Origin of the sequence: Mucilaginibacter sp. (genome assembly GCF_028287845.1) — a bacterium.
GTDB lineage: Bacteria > Bacteroidota > Bacteroidia > Sphingobacteriales > Sphingobacteriaceae > Mucilaginibacter.
Genome location: NZ_JAQBOW010000100.1, coordinates 22,728 through 33,773 on the forward strand (window position 1 = coordinate 22,728; position 11,046 = coordinate 33,773).

Sequence of the window (11,046 nt, forward strand, 5' to 3'; positions counted from 1 at the left end):
ATATATTATTTAGAATACTTCTTAACAATTATCGCACAATGGTAATTGAAGCTGCTTTGGTAACTTTAGTATGATAGTATAGGTCTGTACCTTCAAATACCCAGTAGTATGCTCCGGGTGGCAGGGCCTGCCCTTTATAATTTCCATCCCATACGTCATAAGTTGAATTGGCTGTAAATACCATCTGCCCGTAACGGTTAAATATTTTAACATTTCCAAATGATACAAAACCATCTATCTGAACAGAAAAATGATCGTTTACCCCATCGTTATTAGGTGTAAAAATATTTGGCGCCAATATTTTATAAGCTGCCGGTGGTTTTATTAATACAGCGGTAGAAGTAATAGTTGTGCAACCTATAGTATTTACTGCTTTAATATAATACTTGCCGCTTGCCGATATATTTTTATAATCAGCTACAGGAATAGTTGCCACAGAATCAGTATAATAGCTATACGTTTGGCCGCTTACGGGTTGATAAACCCTTGATAGATCAACAGTTTGTGGGTATTGCACAGGTAATGGATCTAACATTTTGACGAGGGGAGCATCTTTAAGCACAACATGCACCGGAAGGATATTTTCACAACCTTCGGCATTTATTCCGTGTATATAATAAGTGCCTGTCTCAACAGATTTTGGGTTGTATACATAATCTAAAGTAACCGGATTAGTATAGTACTTAAAAGTAGTGTTATCGCTTGTTCCGGCGGTTACATATGCCGCGGTAAGATCAGCCCCCGCGCCCTGGCAGGCATAAACGGTATCCACTAAATTTAAAATAAAATTTTCTTCTATTTTATTAACTACAGTATACAAAGTATCGGGGCAACCCAAACCGGTATAAGGAGCAATAGCAACCGCGTATTTAGTTAAATTTGGCGGTGCCGGATTAAGTGTCAGCGTTTCACCATCACCCACGGATTGTGTAAAGTCATTGTCTTTAAACCATTTATAACCATAAAACCCGTTGGGTGCATGCAAAGTAATAGCAAGTTGCCCGTCGCAATAGGCGCTGCCGGTTATGGCCGGTGCTCCTTCTTCATTTATATCAATATAAGCGTAGCCAAAATGCCCCCCCTTTGTACAATCATTAGTGGTAAATTCAAGAACTACTGTTTTCCCGCCATATCCGGCTAAATTAATTGTTGTTGCAGACCATTCTTTATAAGAGATAGTGGATGGCCCGGTATTTCTTGTTGAATCTACATCCGGAGCTACATTTGATATTTTAAATCCCGGCAATTCGTTTGATGCCACAAAATCAAAATATGGGCATGTAATGTATTTTGAATCTGTATAATCATAAATCCTGGCGGCAAACTTAGGTTGCTGATAGCTTTCATGGCCAGGGTTTTGCAAAACAACCGCGTAGTTAAGAACAAGGCTGTAGGCTAGCCCCGGTGGTACAACAAATTGGTAACTTATACGCTCGGCCTCTGCACCGGTTCTATCATTACCTAACCTAACAGAAAACTTGCTGCCGTTTGGGCAAAGTGTAGGAAAGTTGCCATACTTATCATAAGTCTTCACGCCAACTATGGTATGCTGGTTATATACTGGTTGGGTTCCTCCAACTAGAATGTCTCCATTAGCATTAATTGACCCTGTAGAGCATATCCACCCTTCAAATGTGCCCTTTTCAAAGCCAATATTGGGCGGGACCTGCGCAAAGGCTCCAACACTTGCCAGCAAAAACAAAACCAATAATATTCTATACAATCCGCTCACATTTAGTGAATTAAAGGTAAAAAATTAATTCAGGTAATGTTAAAAATACGCTATTTAATTAGGGCAGACGCATTAAAATAACTTAAAGCGTATCGCATATATAAGGAGGCTCCAATAGGAGCCCAAATCGGGTTGTCTTGCCTTCTATAAACAGGGAGCCCCTCCGGAGCCAATATTTGCTGAAAGAAAGCGGACATTTGACTCTGGAGTTTGTCTTGTCCTTCTATAAACACAGGGAGCTCCTCCGGAGCCAATATTTGCTAAAGCACAAAGCGGGCATTTGAACTCCGGAGGAGTCGCCTGTTTATAGAAAAAAGCTATAAAGTTAGAAAAGGCTCCATCGGAGCCTTTTCTAATAATGTCTATTATTATTTTAATGCATTTGCTATTTATATGTACTTGGTTGTTTTAATTAATAAATCACATTATGCTAAAAGCATATAAACAATTAAGGCCGACTTACGCCGGCCTTAAACAATAAAACTAATAAGTTTAACCTTGTGATTCGGCCCGATTATGGCCAGATTCCTAAATTCTGATAAGAGACAGCTATTTTATTAATAACGCCTACTAATGCAGCTGTACGCATGCCATCTATTTTATTAATGCTTTTATAGGTCTCTCTTATCTCATGATAAGAACGGATCATAGTATCCTCTAATCCTGAATTTACCAATTCAAGTTCAGTAGCTCCTTTAACTATAGTGGCGCGTTGTAACGGTGTTAAGGCTAAACCTGTAATACCTTCAACCATATTTACCAGGTTAAGATTTGAGTTTTCTTCAAAGCGCCTGTTAATGCGGCCAAAAGCTACGTGTGATAAATTTTTAAGCCACTCAAAGTATGATACGGTTACACCACCTGCATTTGCATACATATCCGGAACAACAATACCACCCATTTCATGAAATATGGCTTCGGCTTCGGGGCTGGTTGGGCCATTTGCACCTTCTACTATAATTTTAGCTTTTATATTTTTTATGTTGGCAACAGTTATCTGGTTCTCTAACGCTGCCGGAACTAAAATATCGCAGGGTTGTTCTAAACCTTCCAGCGTGTTTTTAAATTCTTGCTTTGCACCCGCGTAACCTAAAATTGAGCCGGTTGCTTTACGGTGCTGAAATACTGCTTCAATATCCAAACCATCGGCATTATAAATTGCGCCTTCAAATTCGCATAAGCCCACTATTAAAGCACCAAATTCTGAAAGAAATTTAGCCGAATAATAACCAACGTTACCTAACCCTTGCACAATAACTTTTTTGCCTGATATACCTTGTGTTAACCCAATTTTCTGCATATCCTCACCAATGCTCACGCATTCGCGGGTGGCAATAGCTACTCCCCTGCCTGTGGCTTCCCGCCGACCGGCAATACCATGTAAAGCAATAGGTTTACCTGTTACCGCTCCCATTGCATCTAACTGGCCCGGATTCATGGTGGCATAAGTATCGGCTATCCAACTCATTTCGCGTTCGCCCGATCCATAATCAGGAGCAGGAACATCAATGCTGGGGCCTATAAAGTTTTTCTTTATCAGCTCTACAGTATAACGGCGTGTAATATTTTCAAGTTCCTGAACAGTATAGTTTTTAGGGTTAATTTTAATACCACCCTTAGCACCTCCAAAAGGAACGTTAACAATAGCACATTTATAGGTCATGAGGGCGGCCAAGGCCATTACTTCATCTTCGTTAACCATTTCGCTGTAACGTATACCGCCTTTTGTTGGCGATTGGTGCTGTGAGTGTTCAACCCGCCATGCATCTATCACTTCAAAGCCATTACCCCTGCGTATTGGGAAACGGAAACGGTAAACACTGTTACATGATTTTATCTGATCTAAAAGACCTGCATCATGCTTGGTAAATTGTGCTGCAAAATCAAAGTTTGAGCATACATCGGCAAAAAAGTGGGTATCCTGATTTGTAACGGAATTGTTTGTAGCCATAATCTTGTATTAATAAGGTTATTTTTCTTTTTCAATTTTTTTCAATCTCCTGTCTATAGAAAACAAGTAAATAGCTAAGCCAATAAAAATTATAACTATTACCGCAATAACTACATATATTTTACCTGAGCTGCGAAAAGTATCGGCCATTTCTACAGTTTGGCTTTGCTGTGCAAAAGCGGTTACAAAACTTACCAGCATTACTGCTAAAATTATAAACTTCTTCATTAATTTGGGTTGTTTCTTTTATTTTCTATCAAACGTATACGGTAACGCAAAGTTGCAATCCAAATGGCTATAAAACTCCAGCCTAACATTGCGGGGTAAAAAGCTATTTTCATACCATTATCGAGGTCATATTTTCCAAATGCAGGATTACCGCCGCTGCCCGGGTGCAAAGAATCTGTCATTCTTGGTAAAATAAATATCAGAACAAGCATAATAGGGAAAGCGAAAATATTATAAATAGCAGATATTTTTGCGCGCTTTTGTTCCTCGTCAATTGAGTTTCTGAGCACTACATAGGCACAGTATAATAAATAGGCAATAGCAGCACTATTTTGTTTTGGGTCACCACTCCAAAATTCGCCCCAGGTGAATTTGGCCCAAATCATCCCGGTTATCAAACCCAAAGTAAAAAAAACAAGACCGGTATTTACGCATTCTATTGATGCAAGATCATATTCTTCTTTACCAGTTCTTAGGTACATAATGCTAAAAAAAACAGATATTACAAATACCGAAAGCATTCCCATCCACATTGGAACATGGAAGTATAGATTACGTATAGTTTCATGAAGAACAGGTAAAGAAGGAACAGAAAACAACAAGCCTGTTATTAACGTGGAAAGTACCAGCACAACAGCTATAACTTTCCACCATGTTTGATATATAAATTTCATATTAATTACAGGCAAATGTACTAATTATTTGTATTGTGCCTTACTAAAAGTACTGCGCCTATTTTGGCTTATCAGATGGCTCATAATCAACAGGCAGCAGTTCTGATAATCGCAGCTTAGACCAGCTCCCTTCATATAAGGGGCTTTCGCCAACAACTACACCATTCTTATCAAATAAAGAATAAGGAGGGTTATTAAATAGTGTACATACGCTTATTTCATAATTAGGCATATCCAAAGGGCGATATATATCCTTAAAGTTGGTCTCATCCCTCTTTTTAGTGTAAATCACATATAGATAGTTGGGGTAGGTAATAGCAAATATGCCTGTTTCCTGTGTTGATCTTAATAACTCGAACGAAGCCCACGGAACTGTGGCTATCCGCTCATGGGCATATTTTGAAAGGTTAGAAAGTTCGATGTAGTGATTAACCGAATCACCCCTTCTTAAAGAAGTAAACATTTCTATTTTACGATGAATAACTTCATCCGATGGGCGATCAGTGTTAGGGTAACGGGTCAATTTCCGTACATCAAAGCCCTCTTCTTTTAATTTATCTGTATAAAGCGCGCGATAAAAGTGCATTGGCGATCCATAATAGGCCAGATCCCGGTTAATGCGCCATCTTTTTTTCTGCGCCTCATTTCCAGGTAATTCTTCAAAAAGCCGTTGCCCTTCGTATGATATATTGCCTGCAATTTTATCGCTTTTAAAATTTTTCAGCAAAAATTTAACCCGGTAACCAAGTCCGCGATTTTCTACAATTAAAAATTGGTCAGCATCTGCTTCTAATACCTGCTGTGTTTTATAATAAGTTAGGTTAAGTACATCGGGATTAATTACCTGGCAGTTTTTAGCATTTTCATCCGTACCAATAAACTCTCTTTTAAATTGCTCATAGTTACGTTTCCAATCGCCTTTATTACCAGAAATAACTACTTCACGCAGTTGAATCACCTTTGGCTCCATCTCTATACTTAGCTTTATTGGCTCATCGCCTACTAATACAGTTTTGGTATAATCAGTAAAACCTATTGCTGTTACTACAAGTGTGTATTGCCCGGGCCTTACTTTACTCAAACTAAAAGTACCATCGGCTGAGGTTATTGTACCAAATGATGAATTGCTTAAAAAAACACTTGCTCTTGATACCGGAGATTTAGTTTCCTTACCTATTACCTTGCCGGTTATATTTTCATTTTGAGCCTTTGTAAGAACAGGCCATAAAAAAAGCAAAAAAACTAATAGGGATAGCCGCATTTATAATTAATAATAAGCTTTTTTTTTTAAAATGCTAATAAAACATTTACAAATGAATTATAGATGAAAAACAAGTATTAAAACTGTTATAATGTAATCTTTTATCATCCGCCGGTATACCTAAATTTATGGTTGATTATTCGCCGGTGTATAATCAACAGGTAACATGGTTGAAAGGCGTGCCTTTGACCAGGTACCTTCGTATAACGGACTATCGCCAACTGTGGTACCGTTTCTGTCAAAAAACACTAACCGGTCATTGTTCAACAGGCTTATAATAGTTGTTTCGTAATTAAGCATATAAGGTTCCCGGTATAGATCTCTAAAATAATTGGTTTCCCATTTTTTAGTATAAATTACATACAAATAATCTGCAAATGTAAGAGCAAATAATCCCTGCTGATCTGTTTTTCGTAGTACATCTTTTATAGCCAGTTGCTCTTTACCTAATGTTTGTACAGAGTATTTGGGTGAAAGTTTTATGTTGGTCCATTTAAGAAATGCATTATCGTCAGTTCCTTTAGCTTTAGTTAAATTTTGTTGAATTATCTCTTCCGATGGTCGGTGGGGATTAATTGTACGGGTAAGCCGGTAAATTTTAAAACCTGCGGTCGCCAGGCTGTCTCTATATAACGATCTATAAAAATGCATTGCCGAACCATAATAAGCTTCGTCGCGCTTTTTTTGCCATTTTTTCATTTGAGATTCCTTTCCGGGTAATTGCTCAAACATCCGCTGGCCCTGGTAAATAACACTTCCGGTTAAAAAATCACTATTAAATTTCTTCATCAGGAATTTAATACGGTAACCCAATGCACGGTTCTCCACTATAAAAAACTCATCAGAAAACGCTTCTAATACCTTTTTATTTTGATGAAATGAAAAATTCAATACTTCGGGGTTAATCAGTTTACAATCTTTGGCATTGTCATCTTCACCAATAAATTCTGCTTTAAACCGCTCGAGCGCGAGTTTACGATCGGCTTTTGAAAGTGTAGAAATATTTACTTCTTTAAGCTGAATATTTTTGGGCGATAGTTCGATAGTGAGATTACCAGGCTCACTACTTATTGAAATGGGTTGGGCCTTATCTTCAAAACCAACAGTTGTTACAATAAGATTATATTGCCCCGGCCTGATGCCGTTTATTGTGAATGTGCCATCATCGGCAGTAGTTGTGCCGAAAGAAGAATTACCTAAAAAAACACTTGCATGCGATAAGGGCGCTTTTGTATCAGCACGTAGTACCTTGCCTGTAATAACGACGCTTTGCGCTAAAGTAATTACCGGGCACAACAGGAGTATTATTAACTTTATTAATCGCGCCATATATAAGGAAAAAGCAACAAGGCTGTTGCCATAACAATAACATTTATAAGACATAAAACTCCAATATTACCATAGCTTAAGCTACGCTCTATTCCGTCCATAGCACTTTTGCTAAGACGTATCAATATTAAAATAACAGGAATAATTACCGGGAAGCTTAGTATAGCCATGAGGGTGCCGTTATTACCGGCTTTTGATGCAATGGCAGATATCATGGTAAACACTGTAGAAAAACTAACGCTGCCCAGCAATACGGTTATGAAATAAAATAAAGGGTCGCCAATGGTATTGTTAAAAAAAACCAGGTATACTATCAATGCTAATATACTAAGTAATGACATCAGCAAAATATTATATATAGTTTTAGATAGGATGATAGCGTGCGGGCTGGCAATTGAATAATAATATAGCAACCGGCTTTTACTTTCCTGTACAAAACTTTTGGCTATAGCATTTACCGATGCAAACAGAATGATGATCCAAAACAGCACGTTCCATACAACTTTATAACCTGTACTTTTATCAAAACCAGGGGTAAGGCTAAAAGAGATATAACAAACAAACACGGTTGAAACCACGTACAGCAGCACGCCGTTAAACGCGTATTTTGAGCGCCACTCTAACACCACTTCTTTTTTAAAAAGCTCCCAGGTTTGATCTATGAGTTTCATTAGGCGTAAAAGTAGTAATTAGAGATTAGTTAAACAGGTGTAGTGCTTAAAAATTAAGCGGCAAAAACCTGTTTATAGATAAAAAATAATGTATTTTAACATTTATTAACATCAAGTGTCCCAAGGTGTCCCAGGTGTCCCAAGTGTCCGTGGGACAGTACACGCCCTTCTTCGTGATTGCCCGGCTATTGTAGCATTACGGCGCTTAACGGGATAGCTAAATCGCTAAAAAACTACCTGGAGTATTTTGATGATTTTGCCAAAGTACCGGCCAAAGCTATAACCGGGCCCGCGAACAACAAATACCACCCCCACTTAAATTTTACCTGGTTTGCTAAAAACCCCGCGAATGATTTAAATGGTATAAAGCTAAAGCTGGTATGCACTTTCATAAACGCGGCTATAAATAAAAGCAATACTAATACTAACGAGAGCCATGCAGTAAACCGTACCAGTTTTATTCTGTTTAATACTACACCCAATATACCCACAACAGATATGAGCAATATTACCATACCGTAGGGGCGATTAAGATCATATACATCCCAATTAAACAAATGGAAAGGGCGTAACAACGGGCACCAGGTGCCAGCCATTAACAACACAAAACCAATAAATGATATCAGGGACGGGAATCTCATAAAGTTACTATTTGGTTATTTCCATTTTATCGGCAAAGTGGGCGCAGTAATCGCGCAAGTCTTCTACAATGTTTGTTTCACCTGTAGCGCGTAAAAAGCTATCGCCCATGGTTTGCAGTGTTTCGTAAAAAAAACGCTTCATTTCGTCAACAGGCATCTCTTTAGTCCAAAGGTCAATACGCAGGGTATTTTTGTAACTTGGATCCCATAGGGCCAACATGAAAGATGATACAGGCAATGCTTCTTTATTAACAGCGTCTGTCGATTCCCATAAAATTTTTTCAGGAACATTATTATCGTCAAGCGCTACGGTGATTTTTATTTCGGCGGTCTTCATTAATAGTTATTTAACAAGTAAAAATATAATAGTTGCCAAAGCTATAAAGCTTAATTCAATTAGCCATATTTTTTTGAGGTCTGGAAAAAAATTACGGAACATTATATCCATAAATGACACTACAAATGCAAACAGCAAAAATATCAGGCTGATGGCACCGCCCAGGTGGGTAAATGTCATACCCGTAATAGCAGCACCGTTTATCCAGATGTATACGGCTAAAAATAAAAAAAACGCGGTGGCAAAGTTTAAGGGGGTAATTCTTAATTTCATTAGTTAATGCTTTTTTCTGAAAGATTTAGGCTTGCTCTTTTTAGGCGGGCCACCAGATCCGGTGCGTTTGGCTTTTTCGGCATCAAACTTCTTACGTTGATTCAAAGTTTTCTTTTCATGGAACGCGCCTTTAAAATCAGGGTCGTCCTTACGTTTTTGCATATCTATCTCCCTGTCCTGATCCTGTTTTTCTTCGTAAGGGGTTGCTTCTACAAATACCCCAGCAGGGATAGCAAGCACAGGTATAGTTTGCCTTATTAGTTTTTGTATTTTATTTAAATAATATTCTTCGGCAGGATTGCAAAAAGTAATAGCCTCGCCCGACTGCAACGCGCGGCCTGTACGCCCAATCCGGTGCACATAATCTTCAATTACTACGGGTACATCAAAATTTATTACATGGCTTACATCACTCACATCTATACCACGCGAGGCAACATCAGTAGCTACCAATATTTTAACCTCATCATTCTTAAATGCATTCATGGAATTAATACGGGTATTTTGCCCTTTGTTGGCATGTAATACCTTAACCTCTTTTTCGCCAAACTTGCGGAGTAAAAACTTGTAAACGTCCTCGGCAGCCATACGGGTTTTGCAAAACACCATAAGCTTGGTAATGTCGCCCTCGTCTTTTAGCAACTCACGCAACAGGTTTATTTTGGTTTTTACATTTGGCACATGGTAAAGTTTCTGGATTACTGTTTGTGCCGGTGTAGCTTGTGGTGTAACCTCAATAACTGTTGGAAACTCCAGAAAATTTGCCGACAGCTCATGTATCTTATCAGACATGGTAGCAGAAAAAAGCAGGTTTTGCCGTTTAAGCGGCACAACTTCCAATATCCGGTTTATTTGTGGCATAAAGCCCATATCCATCATTTTATCGGCCTCGTCTAACACTAAAACCTGCAAAGTTTTGGTAATAATGTGTCCGGCTAAATAAATATCCATGAAACGGCCAGGGGTAGCAACTATAATATCTACCCCTTTATTTATTAATTCTATTTGCGTTTTGGGGCCAAGGCCGCCATATACAGAAACGGTACGCAGATCGGTGTATTTGGAGTAAATTTTTACATTTTCTTCAATCTGCATGGCCAGCTCACGTGTTGGAGCAATAATTAGGGCGCGCGCGTGGTCGCCCTGTGCATATTTAAGGCGCATTACTATGGGCAAAACATAGGCAGCCGTTTTACCGGTACCTGTTTGCGCTATACCCATTACATCCTGCCCGTTTAATATTGGCGGGATAGCTTTTTGCTGTACCGGCGTAGCTTCGGTATAACCGGCATCAGCAATAGCATTTAAAATTTGCCGGTTAAATTTAAGATCCTCGAATGTTACTGCCATGGGGCAAAGATAGGGTTTTTGTTGTGGTGAAGGGAAAAGGTAAAAAGGAGATGCATATATTTGCCTTATGAGCACTATACTTATCAAATCAGCCACTATAGTTAATGAAAACAAGCAATATATTGCTGATATTTTGGTTAAAGATGGCCTGATTGAACGCATAGACAAACAAATTGATATTGCTGCCGATAAAGTGATCAATGCCGAAGGGTTGCATCTTTTTCCCTGTGCTATTGACGACCAGGTACATTTTCGTGAACCGGGACTAACACATAAAGGTGATATCTATTCAGAATCGCGCGCGGCAGTTGCCGGGGGGATTACGTCTTTTATGGAAATGCCTAATACCGTCCCCAATACATTAACCCGGCAATTACTGGAAGATAAATATGCAATTGCAGCTAACAAATCATTAGCCAACTACTCGTTCTTTATGGGTGCATCTAATGATAATTTGGATGAGGTATTGCGCACCGACGTTAAAAGTGTTTGCGGCATCAAAGTTTTCATGGGTTCATCTACGGGGAATATGTTGGTTGATAATCCCGCTACGCTGGAGAATCTTTTCGCACAATCGCCAATGCTTATTGCCACGCATT

The 11,046-nt window shown here is 38.8% G+C and carries 11 protein-coding genes and 1 pseudogene; 1 reads left to right on the plus strand and 11 read right to left on the minus strand.

Annotation, left to right across the window (positions count from 1 at the left end; genetic code table 11):
• Window positions 1-28 precede the first annotated feature (28 nt).
• The 11 genes from JWP71_RS09795 to JWP71_RS09845 form a co-directional block, all read right to left on the minus strand.
• Entirely contained in the window at window positions 29-1,732 is a 1,704-nt protein-coding gene (locus JWP71_RS09795; RefSeq protein WP_299499180.1) for a gliding motility-associated C-terminal domain-containing protein, read from the minus strand.
• A gap of 514 nt (window positions 1,733-2,246) precedes the next feature.
• On the minus strand, window positions 2,247-3,683 hold the full coding sequence (locus JWP71_RS09800; RefSeq protein ID WP_299499182.1) for a Glu/Leu/Phe/Val dehydrogenase: 1,437 nt from the start codon (window positions 3,681-3,683) through the stop codon (window positions 2,247-2,249).
• Between the two features lie 18 nt (window positions 3,684-3,701).
• Window positions 3,702-3,911: a CcmD family protein gene (locus JWP71_RS09805; RefSeq protein ID WP_299499184.1), complete on the minus strand. Its 210-nt coding sequence runs from the start codon at window positions 3,909-3,911 to the stop codon at window positions 3,702-3,704.
• Complete coding sequence (gene ccsA / locus JWP71_RS09810) at window positions 3,911-4,576, minus strand: cytochrome c biogenesis protein CcsA (RefSeq protein WP_299499200.1); 666 nt, start codon at window positions 4,574-4,576, stop codon at window positions 3,911-3,913. Before ccsA ends, JWP71_RS09805 begins: the two co-directional genes overlap by 1 nt.
• Before the next feature lie 67 nt (window positions 4,577-4,643).
• Window positions 4,644-5,846, minus strand: a complete 1,203-nt coding sequence (locus tag JWP71_RS09815) for a carboxypeptidase-like regulatory domain-containing protein (protein ID WP_299499186.1) — start codon at window positions 5,844-5,846, stop codon at window positions 4,644-4,646.
• A gap of 126 nt (window positions 5,847-5,972) precedes the next feature.
• Window positions 5,973-7,175 (minus strand): carboxypeptidase-like regulatory domain-containing protein, encoded by a 1,203-nt coding sequence (locus JWP71_RS09820; protein ID WP_299499188.1) that lies wholly within the window; start codon window positions 7,173-7,175, stop codon window positions 5,973-5,975.
• Entirely contained in the window at window positions 7,163-7,846 is a 684-nt protein-coding gene (locus JWP71_RS09825) for a heme exporter protein CcmB (protein ID WP_299499190.1), read from the minus strand. The genes JWP71_RS09820 and JWP71_RS09825 overlap by 13 nt, the downstream gene beginning before the upstream one ends.
• Before the next feature lie 233 nt (window positions 7,847-8,079).
• Complete coding sequence (locus JWP71_RS09830) at window positions 8,080-8,487, minus strand: hypothetical protein (RefSeq protein ID WP_299499192.1); 408 nt, start codon at window positions 8,485-8,487, stop codon at window positions 8,080-8,082.
• 7 nt (window positions 8,488-8,494) lie between these two features.
• Window positions 8,495-8,824 (minus strand): gliding motility protein GldC, encoded by a 330-nt coding sequence (gene gldC, locus JWP71_RS09835; RefSeq protein WP_299499194.1) that lies wholly within the window; start codon window positions 8,822-8,824, stop codon window positions 8,495-8,497.
• A 6-nt stretch (window positions 8,825-8,830) separates the two neighbouring features.
• Window positions 8,831-9,097: a hypothetical protein gene (locus JWP71_RS09840; protein ID WP_299499196.1), complete on the minus strand. Its 267-nt coding sequence runs from the start codon at window positions 9,095-9,097 to the stop codon at window positions 8,831-8,833.
• 3 nt (window positions 9,098-9,100) lie between these two features.
• Window positions 9,101-10,447 carry a DEAD/DEAH box helicase gene (locus JWP71_RS09845; protein ID WP_299499198.1) on the minus strand — a complete coding sequence of 449 codons (1,347 nt, stop codon included), beginning with the start codon at window positions 10,445-10,447 and terminating at the stop codon, window positions 9,101-9,103.
• Window positions 10,448-10,514: 67 nt separating this feature from the next.
• On the opposite strand from JWP71_RS09845, the pseudogene JWP71_RS09850 reads away from it, so the two are divergent.
• Window positions 10,515-11,046, plus strand: a pseudogene (locus tag JWP71_RS09850) (dihydroorotase); the annotation flags it as partial.

Bases quoted from the DNA above. Each gene is read 5' to 3' on its own strand.
- JWP71_RS09840 (WP_299499196.1), bottom strand. From the start codon at position 9,097: ATGAAATTAAGAATTACCCCCTTAAACTTTGCCACCGCGTTTTTTTTA.
- JWP71_RS09830 (WP_299499192.1), bottom strand. From the start codon at position 8,487: ATGAGATTCCCGTCCCTGATATCATTTATTGGTTTTGTGTTGTTAATG.
- gldC (WP_299499194.1), bottom strand. From the start codon at position 8,824: ATGAAGACCGCCGAAATAAAAATCACCGTAGCGCTTGACGATAATAAT.
- JWP71_RS09805 (WP_299499184.1), bottom strand. From the start codon at position 3,911: ATGAAGAAGTTTATAATTTTAGCAGTAATGCTGGTAAGTTTTGTAACC.
- JWP71_RS09815 (WP_299499186.1), bottom strand. From the start codon at position 5,846: ATGCGGCTATCCCTATTAGTTTTTTTGCTTTTTTTATGGCCTGTTCTT.
- JWP71_RS09825 (WP_299499190.1), bottom strand. From the start codon at position 7,846: ATGAAACTCATAGATCAAACCTGGGAGCTTTTTAAAAAAGAAGTGGTG.
- JWP71_RS09845 (WP_299499198.1), bottom strand. From the start codon at position 10,447: ATGGCAGTAACATTCGAGGATCTTAAATTTAACCGGCAAATTTTAAAT.
- JWP71_RS09820 (WP_299499188.1), bottom strand. From the start codon at position 7,175: ATGGCGCGATTAATAAAGTTAATAATACTCCTGTTGTGCCCGGTAATT.
- JWP71_RS09800 (WP_299499182.1), bottom strand. From the start codon at position 3,683: ATGGCTACAAACAATTCCGTTACAAATCAGGATACCCACTTTTTTGCC.